The organism is uncultured Tateyamaria sp. (genome assembly GCF_947497045.1).
GTDB lineage: Bacteria > Pseudomonadota > Alphaproteobacteria > Rhodobacterales > Rhodobacteraceae > Tateyamaria.
Genome location: NZ_CANMEU010000003.1, coordinates 219,639 through 239,700, shown reverse-complemented (window position 1 = coordinate 239,700; position 20,062 = coordinate 219,639). Strand labels below are relative to the sequence as shown.

Here is a 20,062-nt window from a genome sequence, read left to right as displayed (position 1 = left end):
CGCGGTGTCATCGAAGTGCTGCGCGGCCTCGAAATTTAAATCTGAATAAAGCGGCACGGTGCCGGGTTACCTCGGTGTCACATGCAAACGTAAACGACAACCGGAGACTTTAACCATGCTGCGCACCTTGACCCTGACCGCCGCCATTGCCCTACCTCTTGCCCTGCCCGGCACGGGCTTTGCTGCGGGTGGCGATGACAACGCCAAGCCGAAAAAGACCGAAACCACCCAGAATTGTTTTCAGGCCCGCCAGTGGGACCCCGAAGTCAAGAAATTCGTGCGCTTTTCGCAACCGGTGAATGGGGTTTGGGATGCTAACCTCAAGAAATGTGTACGCCCAGACAAAACATCGCATCTGGACAGCGACACGCTTTACAAGGCAATCCGCGAGCTGGCCTATGCAGGCCGCTACGACGAGGCGATCACCGTTCTGGATCAGATGCCCGATCAACTGGACGACAAGGTGCTGACCTATCGCGGCTTTACCGCCCGCAAACTGGGTGATCTGGCGCTGGCGGATATTTATTACGAGCAGGCCATTGCGACGAACCCCGACAACATCCTCGCCCGTTCCTATATGGGACAGGGCAAGGTTGCGGCAGGCGACAAGGTCGCCGCGTTGACCCAGTTGCGTGAAATTCAGGCTCGGGGCGGTGCAGGCACATGGGCAGAAACCTCGCTGCGCACGTCCATCGAAACCGGCACCACCTACAACTACTGATGCAGAAAACGATTATGGGTTGAGGGTTTCTCAACCATTGCCTGCCAAAGCTGCATGAAACAGTTTCGAGGCAGGACATGACCGACCTGGTACCAATGTCCGCCGCCCCTGCGCCGATGCAGATGGGCGGCGGCGCTTCTTTGACGGGTGTGCCCCTTAGTCGGCGGGCCAAGGCCGCCATCGTCGTGCGCCTGCTGCTCAACGAGGGGGCCGATATCCCGCTTGAGGATCTGCCCGAAGAATTGCAGGCCCACCTCACCAAGGCGATGGGCAACATGCGCGTGGTGGATCGCGATACGCTTAACGCGGTGGTGGGCGAATTTGCCCACGAGGTCGAGCGGATCGGCCTCAGATTCCCCGGTGGCATTGCTGGTGCGCTCAGCGCGCTTGACGGCAAGATCAGCGCCCAGACCGCCGCCCGCCTGCGCAAGGAGGCCGGCGTGCGCGAGGGCGGCGATCCGTGGAAACGGATCAAGGATGCGGGGCCGGACCTGCTCTTGCCGGTCCTTGAACATGAAAGTATCGAAATCGCAGCCGTCATGCTGTCCAAACTGGACGTGTCCAAAGCGGCTCAATTGCTTGGCAAACTGCCCGGCCCCCGGGCACGCCAGATCACCTATGCGGTGTCCATGACTGGTGCTGTGACCCCGGACGCGGTGGAACGGATCGGCATATCGCTGGCAAGCCAGCTTGCCACCCGACCTGTAAGCGCGTTCGAGGATGGCCCGGTCGAGCGTGTGGGCGCAATCCTCAATTCAAGCACCACCCTGACCCGCGACGACATGCTGGCGGGACTGGACGAATCCGACGAAGGGTTTGCCAAGGCCGTGCGCAAGGCGATCTTTACCTTCGCCAACATCCCGGCGCGTATCGCGCCCCGCGACGTGCCCCGCATCCTGCGCGATGTGGATCCCGACATGCTGCGCACCGCCCTTGCGGGTGCGCCGGCCATGGGTATGGAAGAAAGCGTGGAGTTCATCCTTGGCAACATGTCCGGGCGCCTTGCCGATCAGCTGCGCGAGGAATTGAGCGAACTTGCCCCCCCCAAAACGGCCGAAACGGACGAGGCCATGGCCGCAGTGATCGCCAGGATCCGCGAAATGGAAGCCTCGGGCGATCTGATGCTGCTCAGCAAGGAGCCCGAAGAGGACGCTGACACCTAGATCAGCCGCATTCGCCTCGACATGGGCATCCGCCCCGCCTAAGCCCGCAACCATGTCGGATGCCAATACCAGCCCTGCCCGCGCGATCCTTTTGATGTTGGGCGCGATATTCTGTTTTGGGTTGATGGATGTGGCGGTCAAGGCCGCAAGCCCGTCGACGGGCGTGATGACCGCCCTTTGGGCCCGTTATGGCGGGCAGTTTCTGATCGTGCTGATCATTGTGGCCCCCCGCCTCAGACAGGTTGCGACAACCGCCCACCCAAAGCTGCAAATCGCACGGTCGGTTCTGTTGATCCTCGCCACCCTCTTTTTCTTTCTGGCCCTTGGCCGGATCGGATTGGCACAAGCCACAGCCGTCATGGCCCTGAACCCTGTGCTGATCACCCTCGGAGGGGCACTTTTTCTGAACGAGGCGTTGGGGGTGCGCCGGATCGGAGCCATCGTCACAGCCTTGATCGGGGCATTGATCATCATCCGTCCAGGGGCGGATGTGTTTCAATCAGCCGCTTTGCTGCCACTTGTGGCGGCGACATGTTTTGCCGGGCATGCGCTTGTCACCCGCCAGCTTGGCCAGGCCGAGGGTGTGTGGACATCAATGTTTTACACGGGGCTGATCGGGGCAGCCGTCCTTAGTACGATTGCGCCCTTCAGTCTCGTGCCACTTGCCCCCACGGCTATCGTGCTGCTGATCGCGATTGGCGTTCTTGGCACGATAGGCCAGCTGCTGCTGGTGCGTGCACTGTCGCTGGCCGAGGCGGGGTTGCTCGCACCTTTCAACTATAGTGGCCTGATCTTTGCGATCATCTGGGGGCTGGTGCTGTTTGGCGAGCGCCCGGACGGTGCCACACTGTTCGGCGCGCTTGTGATCGCGGGTGCAGGGATTTATGTCTGGCACCGAGAGACGCAAACGCGATAACGCGCCCCGTAACCACAGGCCTGCCCCGTACCCATGCGCCACGATCCCGAAGACCTGCCCGCCATGACGCGAGCCACCTATTTTATGACCAATGTGGTGGCGCGGGCTTGTATCGGGGCCGCATTGGCGCTGCCCTACCGCGCGCGTGTGCCGTTCATGGGCTTTATCATGAGCCGGTTCATTGGCCCCACGGCGGGGTTCATGCGCCGCGCGCAGGATCATGTCGCCTTTGTGCTGCCCCATCTGGCTCACGCCGAACATGAGCGTATCGCACGCGCTTGCCTCGACAATGCCGGGCGCACCCTGATCGAAAACTATTCAACCAAGGCGATGTTGAGCCGCCAAAAAGACGCACAGATCGAAGGTCCGGGCCTTGCGGCGATGGAAGAGGCCGCCAAAAGCGGCCAGCCCGTCATTCTGGTCACTGGCCATTTCGGGAATTACGAGGCGTTGCGCGCAGCCCTTGTGGGGCGGGGCCACGATGTGGGAGGGCTTTATCGCGACATGTCCAACCCCTATTTCAACGCCCATTATGTGCGCACCATGCAGGCTTTCGGGGGACCGGTCTTTGCTCAGGGGCGCAAGGGCACAGCCGGCTTCGTCCGCCATCTCAAGGGAGGTGGGCAATTGGTGCTGCTGTTTGATCAACACGTCTACAAAGCGCCCGTGTTCGACTTTTTGGGCCATCCTGCCCGCACGGCGACGTCGGCGGCGGATCTGGCCTTGCGCTATGGCGCGCTGCTGATCCCGTTTTATGCGATACGCCAACCGAACGGGATTTCATTTGAGTGCGTGATGGAGGCCCCGATTCCGGCCTCCGATGTTGAGACCATGACCCAGGCCATGAATGACAGCATCAGCGCCCGCATCCGCGCCCATCCTGAACAGTGGTTGTGGGTGGCGCGGCGCTGGCGTGCCGATTAGGGCCTAGCGCAGTTGGGCCGCTGCCAGAATGGCACCATGACGCCCCTTCTGGATCATCACCACGACAGGCATATCCGCATCCGCCGTTGCGTTCATCGACAGGTCCGTCACTCCATCCCACTCTGTCAGGATTTTCCAGCCTTCGGTCACGTTCGCATAGGAGATCGTGTGGCCCGCATTTTCGCCACGCGTGATATTGGCGGACCGCTCGGCTTGATAGTGAACCATGTGCACAAGGAACGGCCCATCGCCACCCTCAGCCGTGGCTGAAATCGACACTTGCGTCCCATCGCGCGCCACGTCCAGCGCCACCGGAGAGGCGTTGGACGCATGCTGCGCAATTGCTTCGGACAATTGCAGCGGACGCGCGCCCACGATGTCCGTCGTCCCGTTGATGATCATTTGCGGCGTGTAGATGGACCGCCGCCCGCCCTCGACCGCATAGCCCCGCTGTCGGTTGGCATAAGACGGGTCCGCAAATTCGTCCTTCCAGCCGATATAGTCCCAATAGTCCACATGCAGCGCCAAAGCGATCACATCGTCCCGCTTGGCCAACTCATGCAACAACCGATCCGCTGGCGGGCAAGAAGAACACCCTTGCGACGTGAACAACTCAACCACAACAGGCGATTGTGCGGCGACAGGGGCCGTCAAAGAGGCGAATGCGGCAAAAGCCAAGGGAATCAGATGCTTCATGTGTGCTCGATCGGTTCTGAGAGTGGGAGTTTTACAAAATCGTGCTATCTTGACCGCAGACATATGTAAAAGAGTGTCAGAGTGCCAATCAAGGTTTGTTGAGATATTGTGTCAACGCTTTCACGCCGCGTGCGCGCAACCTAGTGTTGCCTCCATGAGATGCCCTTTGTATGCAACGGCATACATATTGTTGCATACCTGGTGTTAATACCCTCGACGCTGTTGATCCGTCAGCATCGTTAAGGCATGACATAATCAGAACCGCTGCGCGCCGCCGCCTACCGAAAGGATATTTCCATGCCCATCACAGTTGGCCACGACACTGCCAAGACCCGCAAAACGCTGAGCGTTGGCGACCAGTCCATTGCGTATTATTCGATCCCCGCCGCCACCGAGGCCGGCTTGGGCGATTTTTCCAAACTGCCCGCCGCGTTGAAAGTGGTGTTGGAAAACATGCTGCGCTTTGAGGACGACAAGACCGTCACCGTCGATGACATCAAAGCCTTTGCCGAATGGGGTGCCAAGGGCGGCAAGAACCCCCGCGAGATTGCCTATCGCCCTGCCCGCGTGCTGATGCAGGATTTCACCGGCGTACCTGCGGTTGTCGATCTGGCGGCGATGCGCGACGGCCTTGTGGCCCTTGGTGGCGATCCTGAAAAGATCAACCCGCTCAACCCTGTCGATCTGGTTATCGACCACTCCGTGATGATTGATGAGTTCGGCAACCCCCGCGCCTTCCAGATGAACGTGGACCGCGAATACGAGCGCAACATGGAGCGCTATACCTTCCTCAAATGGGGTCAGAGCGCCTTTAACAACTTCCGCGTCGTGCCCCCCGGCACAGGCATCTGCCACCAGGTGAACCTTGAATATCTGGCCCAGACGGTCTGGACCGATGCGGATCAGAACGGCGAACAGGTTGCCTATCCCGACACTCTCGTGGGCACCGACAGCCACACCACCATGGTCAACGGCGCTGCCGTTCTGGGCTGGGGTGTCGGCGGGATCGAGGCGGAGGCTGCGATGCTTGGCCAGCCGATCTCGATGCTGATCCCCGAGGTGGTCGGTTTTGAGCTGACGGGCTCGATGATGGAGGGCACCACGGGCACTGACCTTGTTCTGAAAGTTGTCGAGATGCTGCGTGAAAAGGGCGTGGTCAGCAAATTTGTCGAGTTCTACGGCGAAGGTCTGAACCGTCTGCCGTTGGCCGACCGCGCCACGATTGCGAACATGGCCCCTGAATATGGGGCCACCTGTGGCTTCTTCCCCATCGACAACGAAACCCTGCGCTATCTGCGCAACACGGGCCGGGACGAGAACCGCATCGCGCTGGTCGAAGCCTATGCCAAGGAAAACGGGTTCTGGCGCGGCGACGATTACGCCCCGATCTATACCGACACCCTGCATCTGGACATGGGCACCATCGTGCCTGCGATCTCTGGCCCCAAGCGCCCTCAGGACTATGTCGCACTGACAGACGGCCAATCCGCCTTCCGCAAAGAGATGGAAGAGACCTTCAAGCGCCCCATGGGCAAAGAAGTCGCAGTCGAGGGCGAAGAGTATGCGATGGAATCCGGCAAGGTGGTGATCGCCTCGATCACATCCTGCACGAACACATCCAATCCTTACGTGATGATCGGCGCGGGCCTCGTGGCCCGCAAGGCGCGTGCCCTGGGTCTGAACCGCAAGCCGTGGGTGAAGACGTCGCTCGCACCCGGCAGTCAGGTTGTCAGCGCCTATCTTGAGGCGGCCAATCTGCAAGATGATCTGGACTCCATTGGCTTCAACCTCGTTGGCTATGGCTGCACCACCTGCATCGGCAACTCCGGCCCCCTCCAGCCCGAAATCAGCAAAGCCATCGCGGATGGCGATCTGGTGGCCACATCGGTCCTATCGGGCAACCGCAACTTTGAAGGGCGGATTTCGCCGGACGTGCGCGCCAACTACCTCGCCTCGCCCCCCCTTGTGGTGGCCTACGCGCTGGCGGGCACGCTTGATATCAACCTTGCCGAGGACGCAATCGGCACCGACAAGGATGGCAAAGACGTCTACCTCAAGGATATCTGGCCCTCCTCGCAAGAGGTCGCCGAACTGGTAGAAGCCACCGTGACCCGCGAGGCGTTCCTGACCAAATACGCCGACGTCTTCAAAGGCGACGAAAAATGGCAGGGCGTCGAAACCACGGACGAGAAGACCTACGATTGGCCGCCCACGTCCACTTACGTCCAGAACCCACCCTACTTTCAGGGCATGTCACCCGAACCGGGCGTGATCACGAATATCGAAAACGCCAAGGTGCTGGCGATTTTGGGGGACATGATCACGACCGACCACATCTCACCCGCCGGATCATTCAAGGAAAGCACGCCTGCGGGCCGCTATCTGACCGAACGGCAGGTCCAACCGCGCGAGTTCAACTCCTATGGATCACGCCGGGGCAACCACGAGATTATGATGCGCGGCACCTTCGCCAACATCCGCATCAAAAACGAGATGCTGGACGGGGTCGAGGGCGGCTATACCAGGGGGCCCGATGGCGCGCAGATCTCGATCTTTGATGCGGCCATGGCCCATCAAGAGGCCGGCACGCCGCTGGTGATCTTCGGGGGCGAGCAATACGGTGCCGGATCGTCGCGGGACTGGGCGGCCAAGGGCACGGCCCTTCTGGGTGTCAAGGCTGTCATCGCCGAAAGCTTTGAGCGTATCCACCGCTCGAACCTTGTGGGCATGGGCGTGATCCCGTTTGAATTCACCAATGGTGACACCCGCAAGAAACTGGGCCTGACCGGGCAAGAGCAGGTGTCAATTTCCGGTCTGGACACCATCCAGCCCCTGCAAGAGGTTCCCTGCACGATCACAATGGCAGACGGGTCGGTGAAAGAGATCATGCTCAGGTGCCGGATCGATACCGGGATCGAGATTGAATATATCGAACATGGCGGCGTGCTGCATTACGTGCTGCGCAACCTCGCCTCGGCCGCCTGACCGCTACGCACAAGAAGACAAAAAAGGCCCCGCCGTCACCGCGCGGGGCCTTTTTTCGTTTCATTGTTCTGCAAACACTCGAACATGACCGATGCATCATGCCTCGGATTTGCATATTTTTGGAACAATGAAGCGCAAGACCAGTCAGAATGAAATGCGCCGTCAGGCGCTCAATTTGAGAGCGCTTCGGTCAAGGCGGGCATAAACCGGTTTTCGAAATCCGACCCGACCAGCGGGCCGACATAGCGAAACAGCACCGTGCCGTCGCCATCCAGAATGAATGTCTCGGGTGGCGCGGTCACACCCCAGTCGATGGCCGAGCGCCCTTGCGGATCGAACGCCACTGCCACAAACGGATTGCCGTCCTCTTGCAGATATCCGGTGGCGGGGCCTTCGGTGTCGCGGAAATTGACGCCCACGATGGGCAGCCCCTCGGCCGCCATTTCCAGCAGTTTGGGGTGCTCGGCCCGGCATGGCGGACACCATGAGGCCCAGAAGTTCACCAGCGTCACTTCACCGCGCGCCAGATCGCCGGGGGCGACGGGTGGGAAATCCCCCAGGGCCGCTTCGGTCAGGGCCGGTGCGGGGCCACCCAGACGGGTCGAGGGCAACTCGTTTGGGTTGTCGCGAAACATGCCGATGCCTGCGAAGACGACAAAACCCGCAAATATTCCGATCGGGGCCAGCATGAGCGGTGACAGTCTAGCCATCGCGCCGGGTCCGTTCCTCGACCGCGCGCATATCGGCCCGCACCCGCGCGCCGCGCCACAGGCTTAACCCCACGATGGCGACCAGCAACACGATGGACACCGCGTAAGCCGACAGGACCGCGTCAGCGTATTTTCCGAGATCAGGCAAGTTTCCCCTCCCGTGCGATGAGCGCGCGCGTGCGGCGCACCCGAATTTCGGTGCCCGTGCGGTAAAGCACAAGCGCAAAGAACAACAACACGAACCCCGCGATGCACAGCAGAAGCGGTTGATAAAACACGTCCGCGACATTCTCTTCCTTGTCCAGAGACAGGGACGCGCCCTGATGCAGCCCCTGGTTCCAGAAGTTGACCGCATAGCGGCTGAGCACCGCAAAGACAGTGCCCACAAGGCACAGGATCGAGGTCAGATCCGCAGCCGTATCCGGGTCCTCAATCGCTTCCCAGAGGGCGATGTAGCCGAGGTAGAACAGGAACAGGATCAGGAACGAGGTCAGCCGCGGATCCCATGCCCACCATGTGCCCCACATCGGCTGTCCCCAGATGGCTCCGGTAAACAGTGCAATCAACGTCATCACCACACCCACCGGGGCTGCGGCGCGTGCGGCCAGCGCCGAGACGTGATGCCGCCGCACGATCCAGATCAGTGAGGCGACCAGCATCATAAACCACGCGTTGATCGCCATCAGTGCGGACGGCACATGCAGGTATATGATCTTGACGGTCGAGCCCTGGCGGAAGTCATCCGGGGTAAAGAAAAACCCCCAGACCAGCCCGACAACAAGGCAAACCGCCGACAGCCCCCAGAGCCACGGCAAGACCCGCTCGCTCAGGCGCAGAAACTTAACCGGATTGGCGTATTCCCAGAGTGACATAGCGTCTCTTTATCCCGTGCCCACAGGCATCTCAATCAACATCGGCGTTATCGCAGATTGACCCGCAACACAGCCCCTGCGGCAAACGGCATCAAAGCCAGAACCACCCCCGTAATTCCCGCCAGCATCAGCAGCGGCGTTGTCGGGTCCAGCCCTTCGGCCCCCCGCCGCGCCGCTTCGGCCCCAAAGATCAGGATGGGCACGTAAAGAGGCAAGACCAGCAGCGACAGCAACAGCCCGCCCCGCTTGATCCCAACGGTCAGCGCCGCACCGAACGCCCCGATCATCGACAGCGCAGGCGTTCCGAGCAGCAGGCTCAGCACCAGCACGCCGTAACCCGGCGACGCAAGGTTGAGCAACACGCCAAATACCGGTGCCGCCACAACCAACGGCAAGCCCGTGGTGATCCAATGTGCAACGGCCTTGATCGCCAGCACCCCTTCAAGGGGCAGGGGCGAGGTCGCCAGCAAATCCAGCGCCCCATCTTCCCAATCCACAGCCAGCAGGCGATCCAATGACAACAGGCATGCCAGCAACGCGCCCAGCCACAACACACCCGGTGCAATGCGGCCCAGCAATTCCGCGGCCGGCCCCACGCTGAAGGGCACCAGGACGATCACGATCAGAAAAAACGCCAACCCAAGGCCAAAGCCGCCACCCGCCCGCAGCGCAAGCCGCAAATCTCGGAGCAAAAGCGCCCTCACAAGAACGCCTCATCCGACGAGCGCACCGCATCCACGCGCGCCCGAAACGGCGCAACATCCAGCACCCCGGCGTCAAGGCCAAGATCAATGTGCGTGGCGATCAACGCGGCCCCACCCGCCGCCAGATGCGCGCGCACCGCATCCGCAAACAGCGCCACGGATGCCGCATCCAACGATACGGTCGGTTCATCCAGAACCCAAACAGGGCGGTCCGTGACCACCAGCCGCGCCAATCCAAGCCGCCGCTTTTGCCCGGCTGACAATTGGCCCGCGCGCCGGTCTTGCAGATCGTGCAGATCAAAGGCGGTCATGGCCTGATCTATCCCCGACTGGCCGAACACAGCCGCCCAAAAGGCGAGGTTTTCAGCCACTGTGAGCGCGGATTTCAACCCATCGGCATGGGCGGCATAGGCGATACGATCCTCGGCCCCCGCGATCTGCCCCGCCATCGGCTCCTGCAAGCCCGCGATGCAGCGCAACAGGGTCGTCTTGCCCGCCCCATTCGGGCCGCGCAGCACAAGCACCTCGCCAGCGGCCAGCGCAAATGACACCCCCGCCAAGACCGGCACTCCGCCGCGGCCCACCGCCAGATCAGTGACTGTCAACTCCATGTGACACCCCTAACCCATTGTGCACAGGCGCAAAAGCCTTGGCTTCGTTGTTGCGGTAGAATGAGGTACCAGACCCACAGATGAGACCCCACGGGCATTGACGCGCTCAGGTCGGCAGCATCGCAAGCGCGATGCGGCGTCCTTCGCTCAGCAACACGTTGTAGGTGCGCGCCGCAGAGGGGGAGGACATGACCTCGACCCCCATCCCGGCCTCATCAAGCGTGTTGCGCAAGGCCGCTGGCAAATGGGCAATATCTGCACCTGTGCCCAAAAACAAAACATCGATGTGGCCCGCCAACGCGACAAGCGTGTCCGTGTCCTCATACCCGGCCCACGCATAGGTGCCCAATGGCCCGGTGATCACCGGGCCTTCGATCACCTCGCCCCCGATGCGGAAAAAGCCGGGGCCGTATCCTTCGACGGGCTTGGCATCCGTATAGGTGATTTCATTCAGGCGCATCGCTTCACTCCCACACAGGCAGGCCCAGCACAGCCGAGGCCGCAATCACGATATAGGCCACAGCACGAAAAAGTCGCTCGGCCTGAGGGTCAAACAGCCGTGCACCCAGCATATTCGCCCCCATGTAAAGCGGCACGCAAAGCAGGCCCACCGTGATCGCCAGCGGATCAAGCAGGCCAAAGGCCAGAAACACCGCGATCATCATCAGGTCAATGCCCAGAAGATACAGCAGGAAATTGGCCCGGATCACGGCAATCGGCAGCGCGCTTGCCATATAAAGCATGATAACAGGCGGCCCCGGCACACCCGCGATACCGCCCAATAGCCCACCAAGCCCCCCCACACCCGAAATCATCGACCGGCTGAGTGTGCCGCCGTAACGCCAGCCCGACATCACGAGCACCAGCAACACCAGAACGATTACCGACACCGACCAGCCAAACACCGCAGGGTCCAGCATCGACAAGGCCCACAAACCCAGAGGCAACCCAATCGCGGCCCCCGCCAGCAGGCGCGCAGCCTCTGCCGGTACGCCTTCGCGCCACGCCGCGCGCAGGTTCGGCAGCGGTCCCCAGAATTCAACCACCGTCAGAAAGGCAAGTGCAGCAAACGGATCCAGCACCGAACTCGCGGCAGGCATGATGATCATGGCCGAGCCAAAGCCCGTGAACCCACGCACCAGCCCTGCCGCTGTGATCGCACAAACCAGCCACCACAGCCCCGGCAGTGCAAGGGCGGTGGTGACCAGATCAGGCATCTATGTTCGCGTATTGGTTGCCCACGGTCGGGTCCTGCTTGTCCCAGTTGCGCTTGACCCCCAGCCACAAAAGGATGGTCGAGGCCACAAAGACCGAGGAATACGTCCCCACGATCACACCCCAGATCATCGCAAACACAAAGCCTCGGATCACATCCCCGCCCAGCACATAAAGCGAAATCAGCGCCAGCAGCGTGGTCACAGATGTCATCACCGTCCTGCTGAGTGTTTCGTTGATCGAGATGTTCAAGACCTCGCTCAGGGGTCGTTTCTTGTATTTGCGCAGGTTTTCCCGCACCCGGTCGAAGACGACCACGGTATCGTTCAGCGAATAGCCCACGATTGTGAGAAGGGCCGCGATAATGGCGAGGTCAAACTTGATCTGAAGTTCCGAAAACACGCCGATGGTCAGGATCACATCGTGGACGAGGGCCGCTACAGCCCCAAGCGCGAACTGCCATTCAAACCGCAGCCAGATATAGACCAGCACCGCCCCGATGGCCAAGACGACCGCAATGGCCGCCGTCTGGATCAACTCGCCCGAGACTTTGGGACCAACAGATTCGACGGACACGAACTTGATATCCGGCACCGCTTCGGCCAATGCAGCCTGGACCGCGCGGATGGTGTCGGGCGTCACCGCCTCTTGGCCTTCCTGCGCCTGAATGCGGATCATGGCGACGTTCTGGTCCGCCTCAAATGTCGGATCAAACACCTCGGTTATGGAAACATCGCCCAGGTCCAGCACAGCCATTGCATCGCGGTAGATGGCAGTATCGACAGGCTGCGTGCTTTCGGTCCGCACCGTGGTGCCGCCCCGGAAATCAATCCCGAAATTCAGCCCCTGAATGGCAAAGGATGCAAACCCCACAACCATCATCAGCGCCGAAATCCCAAGCCACAGCTTCCAGCGTGAAAAGAAATCGAACGAGGTATCTTGGCGGACAAGTTTCAGTCGCATCATTACACCTCAATCGTTTTGGGTCGGCGGCGTTCAAACCAGATCACGATCAGCAATCGGGTGACAAAGATCGCGGTGAAGACCGATGTGAGGATGCCAAGGCCAAGCGTGATCGCAAAGCCCCGCACTGGCCCCGAGCCCATAGCGAACAGGATCACCGCGGTGATGAACGTGGTGATGTTGGCATCCAGAATGGCCGACAGCGCCTTTTCATAGCCCAGTTCGATGGCGCGGGCCGGGCCCCGGGCGGACTTCAGTTCCTCGCGGATCCGTTCGAAAATCAGCACGTTGGCGTCCACCGCCATACCGACCGTCAGCACGATGCCCGCAATGCCCGGCAAGGTCAGCGTCGCTCCGATCAGCGACAGCAGCCCAAAGATTAGCCCGATATTCACGATCAGCGCGATATTGGCGAACAGCCCGAACAAACCGTAACTCAGGAACATGAACACAAGCACGGCGGCAAAGGCGACGGCCGTGGCCACCTTGCCCGCATCAATGCTGTCCTGTCCCAGTTCGGGGCCGATGGTGCGTTCCTCAAGAAACTCCAGTTCGGCAGGCAGGGCCCCTGCCCGCAGCAAGACAGAAAGGTTCGTGCTTTCCTCGACATTGAAGTTGCCGGTGATGATGCCGGATCCGCCCGGAATATGGCTTTGGATCACGGGGGCGCTCACGACTTCATCGTCCAGAACAATTGCAAAGGGCGAACCGATATTGTCTGCCGTATAATCCCCAAAGCGGCGCGCGCCCGACGTGTTGAAGCGGAAGCTGACCGCGGGGTTGCCGTTCTGATCAAAGCTCGGTTGGGCGTCGACAAGGTCTTCACCCGTCACAACAGGCGCGCTTTCAATGACATAAAACAGGCCCGGTTCATCCAGCGATGGCACCAGCTTGTTGCCCACGCCCGGGGGCTGTGCGCCGTCCGAGGTGCGGCTGACCACGGGGTTAAACGTCAGCTGAGCCGTGGTGCCAATGATCTCTTTCAACTCGGCGGCAGAGCCAATGCCCGGCACCTGAATGAGGATACGCTGCGCGCCCTGACGCTGAATGGTCGGCTCGCGGGTGCCGACCTCGTCGATCCGGCGGCGCACGATTTCCAGCGATTGCTGCACGGTGCGTTCGTCACTGGCGAGGCGTTCGGCATCGGACAGCGTGACGACGATGGTGTCGGTCCCTTCGGCACGCACGTCGATATCATTGGCCCCCACCCCGGTCAGGGTTTGAACGGGTGCAGCCAGCGTGCGCACCAGTTGCAGCGCACGTTGCAGGCCTGCGGGTTCCGAGATGCGGACGCGCAGTTCATCCTCGGCACTGGGTTGCAAACGGATGGTGCCCACCGTCGCCCGCTCGGGGCGCAGCACATCGCGTACGGCAGGCCATGTGGCTTCCATACGGCTGGCATAGACCTGTTCGACCTTCACCTCGGCCAGCAAATGCGCACCACCGCGCAGATCAAGGCCCAGGTTCACAAGGCTTGACGGCATCCATTCGGGCCATTGTGCACGCAGGGCCTTTTGCTCGGGCGTGTCCTCGCCCAACTCGATCGCCTGCACGGCGTCATTGTGGCCCTCAACGCGGGTATAAAACCCGTTTGGCAGCGCCAAAATCAGACCAAGGGCACAGACCGCCCAGATCAGAACCCGTTTCCACCCCGGAATTTGCAGCATTATTTGGCCGGTTCAGTCTTGTTGAGGACTTGCGCGATGGTGGACTGCACAACGCGCACTTTGACGCCTTCGGCCAGTTCCACCTCAATCTCATTGTCGTCCTTGACCTTGGAGACCTTGCCGATCAGCCCGCCTTGGGTCACCACCTGATCGCCCCGGCGCAACGCACTGACCATGGCCGCATGTTCCTTGACCTTTTTTTGCTGCGGACGAATGAGCAGAAAATACATGATCGCAAAGATCAGAATCAGCGGGATAAACTGGCCAAAAGCTTCCATCGACGTGTCCTTGTATCAGGGGGCGTCCCGGCCCCGCGCAGAGTTTGGCAGAACCTATGGGCGGGGACGGTTGGGTGCAAGGTGGAAAGGGTGAAATTGGGTGTGGGAGTGGACGTCGCGCTTTGGAAGAGCGCCAGTGCCGGGGGTGAGGTGAGAGGGCGTGGGATGGGTGTTATTTGGATCGGGTCGGGTTTGCGGGACTTTGCTGCGGTTTGATCTACGAAGGCAGTTGTCAGCTAACTTCAAATCTTATCGTTCTTGAGCGCAGCAGGTTTTCCGACCATCCACTTAACGATGATTGCGATGACCGCTCCAGTTGCGATGAAGAGTAGTGTGTTCTGAGCCAATATCTGCCAGCCATATGGCATTAGAATTCCATCGATTGATCTGACATAGCCATCGCCACCAATACGTGAGTTAAAGTTGGGGTTGTTCGATTGCCGCCAACCGGAATAGCGACCTATCGCGATACTCAGTGTTGCCAAAACCGCAGCTATTGCAGCTCCCCAACAAGCTGCTGAAATCCAACTGATTTCCTTTTGCATGACCCGTTTGAGGATTGGCGCTCCTACTACCCAGCAACACAACAAGGCAAACGGAACACCCAGAATTGCTCCACCAATAATGCCGCCGGGATTTGCGCTGAGTACAGAGGGCACCCCAACCACCGCTATATAACCCAGCAAAGCGGACAAATTAACAGCTTTGATCCATTGCTTGCGGGAATACACAGTCCAGTCACTCATGGTCCGACCCTATCGAAATCAGCGGAGATTTCTAGACCGGTTTCCCGCAAGCCGACGTTCGCTGCATCGTGTCAGCTTGGTAGGTAAGGGCTCAAAGCCGACATCGACCGTCCTCGTACTTCCCTCACCAACAGCTCAACACTACCAACCCCTCTTCCCCCCCGCTCAAAGGTCGGGCATACCCGCCCCACCTGAATCCATGATCAACAAGGACCAGATCCATGCACGACATTCGCGCCATCCGCGCCAATCCCGCCGCCTTTGACGCCGCTCTTGCGCGCCGAGGGGACGCGGGTGTGTCGTCTGAGGTGCTGGCCCTGGACGAAGCCCGTCGGGCCAAGATTAAAGCCGCCGAAACTGCGCAGGCCGAACAGAACAAGGCCTCCAAGGAAGTGGGCGCCGCCAAAGGGCGCGGCGATGAGGGCGAATTTGAACGCCTGCGCGCGTTGGTGGCCAACAAAAAGGCCGAAATCGCAGCGATGCAGGACGAGGCCAAGGCGCTTGATGCGCAATTGACGGATGCGCTGGCCCGCATTGCCAACCTGCCCGCCGAGGATGTGCCGGACGGGGCGGATGAGGACGACAATGTCGAAGTCGCCAAATGGGGTACGCCTCGAACCCGTAATTTCGCGCCGAAAGAGCATTACGAGATCGCCGCCGTCGCCTCTCATATGGATTTCGAGACCGCCGCCAAGACCTCTGGCAGCCGCTTTGTCATGCTCAAAGGGGCCGTGGCCCGCATTCACCGCGCCCTCGCGCAGTTTATGATCGACACCCATGTGGATCAGAACGGATTGCTTGAGGTGAACAGCCCCGTTCTGGTGCGTGATGAGGCGATGTATGGCACCGACAAGCTGCCCAAATTCGGCGAGGACAGCTATCAGACACGTGAGGGGATGTGGCTGGTGCCAACCTCTGAAGTACCACTGACCTATTCGGTGGCGGGCGACGTACTGGACGCGGCCCAATTGCCGATCCGGCTGACGGCGCACACCCTGTGCTTTCGCTCCGAAGCGGGCAGCGCGGGGCGGGACACGTCCGGCATGTTGCGCCAGCACCAGTTCGAGAAGGTTGAAATGGTGTCGGTGACGCATCCCGATGAAAGCGACGCGGAACAGAAACGAATGCTGCGCTGCGCCGAAAGACTGCTTGAAGCCCTTGAAATCCCTTACAGAACCGTGATCCTGTGTACGGGTGACATGGGTTTTGGTGCGCGCCGGACCTATGATATCGAGGCGTGGTTGCCTGGGCAGGATACCTACCGCGAGATCAGTTCGGTCTCGACCACGGGCGACTTTCAGGCGCGGCGCATGAATGCGCGATTCAAACCTGCGGATGGGGGCAAACCGCAATTCGTGCACACGCTGAACGGATCGGGTCTGGCCGTGGGGCGCTGCCTGATTGCGGTGCTGGAAAACGGTCAGCAGGCGGACGGGTCGGTGACGTTGCCCGCAGTGCTTGCGCCTTATCTGGGCGGAAAATCGACGTTGACCGCAGACGGCGCTCTGACCTAAATCCCAAGTGAGCCGGGGCGGTAATCGGGCCGCCCCTGCGACCTTGTGCGCACAGACGGGTGGACCTCCCAGCTTTGCTTGGGGCCTTGCCGCCATTTTTTCAGGAACGACCGGCGGTCGGCCAATTCCGGCGCATCGCACAACGGATCAGGGGCCACGGGCGGGAAGGTTTCACCCGGCGTCAAGGCGAGCCGCCCCGCCCCCTGCACGACCCAGTCAAGCGCTATCGAGGACAAGGGCTGCGCCGCGCCCGACCCGCCCACAATCGAATGATTGCCGACAAACCACAGCTGTTGATAGGGGCGCAACGGGCCTGTCACACCCTTGTTAAGCCCTTTGTTTCCATCAAGATTATCCCATTTCGCAGGCTTGTAGAACACCCGCCGCTCATCCAGCGCGAGCGCATGGCGCGCCGATTGTACAAGGCTCGACAGTTTCATGTCGTGGAATTTGTATTGCCGGTTCCACATCGATGCGATCGGCCCCAACAACGAGGGCGGGATGCCCCGCGCGCCCACTGTGTCCCACACGCCCAGATACGCAATTTCGACAAGCCGCGAGGTGTCATTGCGCCATGCCATGTCCGCATCCGATGTGGCAAAGCGGGGCGACATCCTGCGCCGCACTGTGCGGATGTGATCGGCGTCGGGGTGGTTGGCATCACCACGCTTGCGATAAAGCTCAAAGGCCGCGTTCACCGCCCCGGCGCTGGTGTCCGAAATGATCCCGCATTTGCGCACCATCCCCGCCACGGACCGGGCCGTGAAAGCACCGCGCGAAAAGCCGAAGAGGTAAATCTCGTCCCCCGGTGCATAAACCTGCGCGAGGAACTGATAGGCCTGCTTGACCTTCGCATCGAGGCCCCAGCCGAACGCCCCCCCGCCCCATTTGTTAAAGAACCGCCTGACCCGCCCGTCAAAGCGTTGATCGGTGCCGATGCCCGGAAAATATGCGGTCACCTGCCCCTTGGCCGGGTCCGAGACAAGCGCGCGTTGCAGTTTGTGCACGCTTGTCGGCTCTTGGATCGTGGGCGAATTCCACGTGCCATCACAAAAGATCGCAATACGGGTCATTTATTGGCAAGTCCTTGAAATATCGTCAAAAGCTCTACTCTAATATCTTCAGACTACGCGCAGAATCACTTTTCGTAAACGGTGGAAAACCATGCCTTACCTCATCCTGCTGCTGACACTTGCCTTTGCAGGCTCAACCCTGTGGGTGCCCGATTTTGGCGGGTTCAATCCGGATCAGTTCCCGGTGCCGCAGAATGATCCGGCGGTGCAGCCGGCAGGCTATGCGTTTGCGATCTGGGGTGTGATTTATCTGTGGTTGCTGGTGTCAGCCGTGTTTGGCGTGCTGCGCCGGCGCGATGCGCCCGATTGGCGGGACATGCGCGGCCCCTTGGCAATTTCGCTGGCGGTGGGGGCGATCTGGTTGCCTGCGGCGGTCCTTAGTCCGGTTTTGGCCACCCTGCTGATCTGGGCGATGCTGATCCCTGCCCTGATCGCGCTGATCCGCAGCCCCGTGCATGATGCGGGCTGGGCCAGCCTGCCCGTGGGGCTTTATGCCGGGTGGCTGAGTGCGGCAAGTTGCGTGGCCATCGGCCTGTTGCTTGCGGGGTATGGCCTTCTGGCCGAAATTCCGACGGCGGTAATCATGATTGTCGCGGCCACCGCCCTTGCGACAGTCATCCAAAACCGGTTGCGCCGCGCACCGACCTATGGGGTGGCCGTGATCTGGGCCCTTGTCGGCATTTGCGTGGCCGCCCCCACACTGGTTGCAGTGCTTGCGGCCATTGCCATTATGGTCGTTGCGGTGCCGACAGTGCGCGCGGCACGCGGGATGACGCAGCGGCTTTAGCTGCGCCGCCCGTCGGTATGTTTGCGCAGCTTGGACGGCGGTGCCTTTTTGCGCCCCTTGTAGGGATTGGCATCGTTCTGGCCGCGCATATAGAGCCGGATAGGCGTGCCCGGCATGTCAAAGTCGAGCCGTAGGCCATTGATAAGATATCGATTATAGCTTTCGGGCACCTTGTCAGGATGGCTGCACATCACCACGAACCCGGGGGGCCGTGTCTTGGCCTGAGTCATGTAGCGCAACTTGATCCGCTTACCCTGCGGCGCGGGCGGCGGGTGCGCCTCGAGCATGCCGGTCAGCCAGCGGTTAAGCTGTGCCGTGGTCACGCGACGGTTCCACACGTCATAGGCACGCAGAATCGCGTCGTGCAACCGTTCGATCCCCCGCCCCGTCTTGGCCGACACCGTCACCAGAGGCGCGCCGCGCAACTGAGGTAAAAGCCGCTCGAAACTCTCCTTGAGATCACGCAGCTTGGCCTGCTTGTCGTCCTCGATGTCCCATTTGTTGATCGCGACCACGACCGCACGGCCCTCGCGTTCGGCAAGATCGGCAATGCGCAGGTCCTGCTGTTCAAACGGGATCGCAGCATCAAGCAGAACCACTACGACCTCGGCAAACTTCACCGCGCGCAACCCGTCACTGACGCTGAGTTTCTCCAGCTTTTCCTGTACCTTGGCCCGCTTGCGCATCCCTGCCGTGTCAAAAATGCGCATGGGCGTCCCGCCCCAGTCGGTGCGCAGGGAAATGGCGTCACGGGTGATCCCGGCCTCGGGGCCGGTCAGCAGGCGATCTTCGCCCACGATCTGGTTGATCAGCGTGGATTTTCCCGCGTTCGGGCGGCCCACGACGGCGACCTGCAAGGGCTTGGCATTGGTGGGTTGGGGGACGTAATCGGGGTCGTCCTCGTCCACCTCCACATCGACCTCAGGGGTGTCATCCTGTGCCTTTTCGGCATAGGCATCGGCCAGCGGTTGCAGTTGGGCATAAAGATCCGTCAGCCCCTCGCCATGCTCGGCGGACAGGCGGATCGGCTCACCCAGACCAAGCGAGAACGCCTCGATCACGCCCGCATCGGCGGCTGATCCCTCACCCTTGTTGGCAGCGAGCAGAACATGCGCAGATCGTTTGCGCAGGATTTCGGCAAAGACTTCATCCGTGGGGGTCACGCCCGCCCGCGCGTCAATCATAAACAGGCACACATCAGCCATGTCCACGGCGCGCTCGGTCAGGCGACGCATCCGGCCCTGAAGGCTATCATCCGTTGCCTCCTCCAGGCCCGCCGTATCAATGACGGTAAAGCGCAGATCGGCCAGCCGCCCCGCCCCTTCGCGCAGGTCGCGGGTCACCCCCGGCTGGTCATCCACCAACGCAAGGCGCTTGCCCACAAGGCGGTTGAACAGTGTCGACTTGCCCACATTGGGGCGGCCAACAATAGCAAGGGTCAGGGTCATGGCGGGGTCCGCATCCAGGGATCAGAGGGCGCACATAGACCATCTGCGCCCGCTCGAAAAGGACCAAAC

The 20,062-nt window shown here is 60.9% G+C and carries 21 protein-coding genes; 7 read left to right on the top strand and 14 right to left on the bottom strand.

Annotated elements, in window-relative coordinates; all coding sequences use genetic code 11:
• Positions 1 to 115: 115 nt before the first annotated feature.
• From Q0859_RS07935 to Q0859_RS07920, 4 genes are all read left to right on the top strand, one after another.
• Positions 116 to 721 carry a hypothetical protein gene (locus Q0859_RS07935; RefSeq protein ID WP_299149507.1) on the top strand — a complete coding sequence of 202 codons (606 nt, stop codon included), beginning with the start codon at positions 116 to 118 and terminating at the stop codon, positions 719 to 721.
• 77 nt (positions 722 to 798) lie between these two features.
• Entirely contained in the window at positions 799 to 1,884 is a 1,086-nt protein-coding gene (locus Q0859_RS07930; protein WP_299149498.1) for a FliG C-terminal domain-containing protein, read from the top strand.
• Positions 1,885 to 1,936: 52 nt separating this feature from the next.
• A complete protein-coding gene (locus Q0859_RS07925) occupies positions 1,937 to 2,800 on the top strand; it encodes a DMT family transporter (protein ID WP_299149496.1) in 864 nt (287 codons plus the stop codon).
• A 33-nt stretch (positions 2,801 to 2,833) separates the two neighbouring features.
• The gene (locus Q0859_RS07920) at positions 2,834 to 3,724 is read left to right on the top strand and encodes a lysophospholipid acyltransferase family protein (RefSeq protein WP_299149494.1); all 891 of its coding nucleotides are present in this window, start codon (positions 2,834 to 2,836) and stop codon (positions 3,722 to 3,724) included.
• Positions 3,725 to 3,727: 3 nt separating this feature from the next.
• On the opposite strand, the gene Q0859_RS07915 is transcribed toward Q0859_RS07920, so the two are convergent.
• Entirely contained in the window at positions 3,728 to 4,420 is a 693-nt protein-coding gene (locus tag Q0859_RS07915) for a thioredoxin family protein (protein WP_299149492.1), read from the bottom strand.
• 297 nt (positions 4,421 to 4,717) lie between these two features.
• On the opposite strand from Q0859_RS07915, the gene acnA reads away from it, so the two are divergent.
• Complete coding sequence (gene acnA / locus Q0859_RS07910; RefSeq protein ID WP_299149490.1) at positions 4,718 to 7,405, top strand: aconitate hydratase AcnA; 2,688 nt, start codon at positions 4,718 to 4,720, stop codon at positions 7,403 to 7,405.
• Positions 7,406 to 7,575: 170 nt separating this feature from the next.
• Here the strand turns inward: acnA and Q0859_RS07905 are convergent, their stop codons facing one another.
• The 11 genes from Q0859_RS07905 to Q0859_RS07855 form a co-directional block, all read right to left on the bottom strand.
• On the bottom strand, positions 7,576 to 8,115 hold the full coding sequence (locus Q0859_RS07905; protein ID WP_299149488.1) for a DsbE family thiol:disulfide interchange protein: 540 nt from the start codon (positions 8,113 to 8,115) through the stop codon (positions 7,576 to 7,578).
• Positions 8,108 to 8,263, bottom strand: coding sequence for a heme exporter protein CcmD (gene ccmD / locus Q0859_RS07900; RefSeq protein WP_299149486.1), 156 nt, complete (start codon positions 8,261 to 8,263; stop codon positions 8,108 to 8,110). Before ccmD ends, Q0859_RS07905 begins: the two co-directional genes overlap by 8 nt.
• A complete protein-coding gene (locus Q0859_RS07895) occupies positions 8,256 to 8,987 on the bottom strand; it encodes a heme ABC transporter permease (RefSeq protein ID WP_299149484.1) in 732 nt (243 codons plus the stop codon). The genes ccmD and Q0859_RS07895 overlap by 8 nt, the downstream gene beginning before the upstream one ends.
• Before the next feature lie 47 nt (positions 8,988 to 9,034).
• Positions 9,035 to 9,691, bottom strand: coding sequence for a heme exporter protein CcmB (ccmB, locus tag Q0859_RS07890; protein ID WP_299149482.1), 657 nt, complete (start codon positions 9,689 to 9,691; stop codon positions 9,035 to 9,037).
• Entirely contained in the window at positions 9,688 to 10,302 is a 615-nt protein-coding gene (ccmA, locus tag Q0859_RS07885; RefSeq protein WP_299149475.1) for a heme ABC exporter ATP-binding protein CcmA, read from the bottom strand. Before ccmA ends, ccmB begins: the two co-directional genes overlap by 4 nt.
• 106 nt (positions 10,303 to 10,408) lie before the next feature.
• Positions 10,409 to 10,762, bottom strand: a complete 354-nt coding sequence (locus tag Q0859_RS07880) for an Mth938-like domain-containing protein (RefSeq protein ID WP_299149473.1) — start codon at positions 10,760 to 10,762, stop codon at positions 10,409 to 10,411.
• Between the two features lie 4 nt (positions 10,763 to 10,766).
• Positions 10,767 to 11,519, bottom strand: a complete 753-nt coding sequence (locus tag Q0859_RS07875) for a sulfite exporter TauE/SafE family protein (protein WP_299149470.1) — start codon at positions 11,517 to 11,519, stop codon at positions 10,767 to 10,769.
• On the bottom strand, positions 11,512 to 12,480 hold the full coding sequence (secF, locus tag Q0859_RS07870; protein WP_299149467.1) for a protein translocase subunit SecF: 969 nt from the start codon (positions 12,478 to 12,480) through the stop codon (positions 11,512 to 11,514). The genes Q0859_RS07875 and secF overlap by 8 nt, the downstream gene beginning before the upstream one ends.
• 2 nt (positions 12,481 to 12,482) lie before the next feature.
• Entirely contained in the window at positions 12,483 to 14,147 is a 1,665-nt protein-coding gene (secD, locus tag Q0859_RS07865) for a protein translocase subunit SecD (RefSeq protein ID WP_299149464.1), read from the bottom strand.
• Positions 14,147 to 14,425: a preprotein translocase subunit YajC gene (gene yajC, locus Q0859_RS07860; RefSeq protein ID WP_299149461.1), complete on the bottom strand. Its 279-nt coding sequence runs from the start codon at positions 14,423 to 14,425 to the stop codon at positions 14,147 to 14,149. The genes secD and yajC overlap by 1 nt, the downstream gene beginning before the upstream one ends.
• Before the next feature lie 242 nt (positions 14,426 to 14,667).
• Complete coding sequence (locus tag Q0859_RS07855) at positions 14,668 to 15,171, bottom strand: hypothetical protein (protein ID WP_299149459.1); 504 nt, start codon at positions 15,169 to 15,171, stop codon at positions 14,668 to 14,670.
• Positions 15,172 to 15,392: 221 nt separating this feature from the next.
• On the opposite strand from Q0859_RS07855, the gene serS reads away from it, so the two are divergent.
• Complete coding sequence (gene serS, locus Q0859_RS07850; RefSeq protein WP_299149458.1) at positions 15,393 to 16,685, top strand: serine--tRNA ligase; 1,293 nt, start codon at positions 15,393 to 15,395, stop codon at positions 16,683 to 16,685.
• On the opposite strand, the gene Q0859_RS07845 is transcribed toward serS, so the two are convergent.
• Entirely contained in the window at positions 16,682 to 17,758 is a 1,077-nt protein-coding gene (locus Q0859_RS07845) for a DUF2235 domain-containing protein (protein ID WP_299149457.1), read from the bottom strand. The genes serS and Q0859_RS07845 overlap by 4 nt on opposite strands.
• 91 nt (positions 17,759 to 17,849) lie before the next feature.
• Between Q0859_RS07845 and Q0859_RS07840 the strand changes: the two genes are divergently transcribed.
• Positions 17,850 to 18,545 (top strand): hypothetical protein, encoded by a 696-nt coding sequence (locus Q0859_RS07840; RefSeq protein WP_299149456.1) that lies wholly within the window; start codon positions 17,850 to 17,852, stop codon positions 18,543 to 18,545.
• Here the strand turns inward: Q0859_RS07840 and der are convergent.
• On the bottom strand, positions 18,542 to 19,993 hold the full coding sequence (gene der, locus Q0859_RS07835; RefSeq protein WP_299149455.1) for a ribosome biogenesis GTPase Der: 1,452 nt from the start codon (positions 19,991 to 19,993) through the stop codon (positions 18,542 to 18,544). The genes Q0859_RS07840 and der overlap by 4 nt on opposite strands.
• Positions 19,994 to 20,062 lie beyond the last annotated feature (69 nt).

What these genes read in the sequence shown, in the direction of transcription:
- Q0859_RS07935 (WP_299149507.1), top strand. Translation starts at nt 116, where the DNA reads ATGCTGCGCACCTTGACCCTGACCGCCGCCATTGCCCTACCTCTTGCC.
- Q0859_RS07930 (WP_299149498.1), top strand. Translation starts at nt 799, where the DNA reads ATGACCGACCTGGTACCAATGTCCGCCGCCCCTGCGCCGATGCAGATG.
- Q0859_RS07925 (WP_299149496.1), top strand. Translation starts at nt 1,937, where the DNA reads ATGTCGGATGCCAATACCAGCCCTGCCCGCGCGATCCTTTTGATGTTG.
- Q0859_RS07920 (WP_299149494.1), top strand. Translation starts at nt 2,834, where the DNA reads ATGCGCCACGATCCCGAAGACCTGCCCGCCATGACGCGAGCCACCTAT.
- Q0859_RS07915 (WP_299149492.1), bottom strand. Translation starts at nt 4,420, where the DNA reads ATGAAGCATCTGATTCCCTTGGCTTTTGCCGCATTCGCCTCTTTGACG.
- acnA (WP_299149490.1), top strand. Translation starts at nt 4,718, where the DNA reads ATGCCCATCACAGTTGGCCACGACACTGCCAAGACCCGCAAAACGCTG.
- Q0859_RS07905 (WP_299149488.1), bottom strand. Translation starts at nt 8,115, where the DNA reads ATGGCTAGACTGTCACCGCTCATGCTGGCCCCGATCGGAATATTTGCG.
- Q0859_RS07895 (WP_299149484.1), bottom strand. Translation starts at nt 8,987, where the DNA reads ATGTCACTCTGGGAATACGCCAATCCGGTTAAGTTTCTGCGCCTGAGC.
- ccmA (WP_299149475.1), bottom strand. Translation starts at nt 10,302, where the DNA reads ATGGAGTTGACAGTCACTGATCTGGCGGTGGGCCGCGGCGGAGTGCCG.
- Q0859_RS07880 (WP_299149473.1), bottom strand. Translation starts at nt 10,762, where the DNA reads ATGCGCCTGAATGAAATCACCTATACGGATGCCAAGCCCGTCGAAGGA.
- Q0859_RS07875 (WP_299149470.1), bottom strand. Translation starts at nt 11,519, where the DNA reads ATGCCTGATCTGGTCACCACCGCCCTTGCACTGCCGGGGCTGTGGTGG.
- secF (WP_299149467.1), bottom strand. Translation starts at nt 12,480, where the DNA reads ATGCGACTGAAACTTGTCCGCCAAGATACCTCGTTCGATTTCTTTTCA.
- secD (WP_299149464.1), bottom strand. Translation starts at nt 14,147, where the DNA reads ATGCTGCAAATTCCGGGGTGGAAACGGGTTCTGATCTGGGCGGTCTGT.
- yajC (WP_299149461.1), bottom strand. Translation starts at nt 14,425, where the DNA reads ATGGAAGCTTTTGGCCAGTTTATCCCGCTGATTCTGATCTTTGCGATC.
- Q0859_RS07855 (WP_299149459.1), bottom strand. Translation starts at nt 15,171, where the DNA reads ATGAGTGACTGGACTGTGTATTCCCGCAAGCAATGGATCAAAGCTGTT.
- serS (WP_299149458.1), top strand. Translation starts at nt 15,393, where the DNA reads ATGCACGACATTCGCGCCATCCGCGCCAATCCCGCCGCCTTTGACGCC.
- Q0859_RS07845 (WP_299149457.1), bottom strand. Translation starts at nt 17,758, where the DNA reads ATGACCCGTATTGCGATCTTTTGTGATGGCACGTGGAATTCGCCCACG.
- Q0859_RS07840 (WP_299149456.1), top strand. Translation starts at nt 17,850, where the DNA reads ATGCCTTACCTCATCCTGCTGCTGACACTTGCCTTTGCAGGCTCAACC.
- der (WP_299149455.1), bottom strand. Translation starts at nt 19,993, where the DNA reads ATGACCCTGACCCTTGCTATTGTTGGCCGCCCCAATGTGGGCAAGTCG.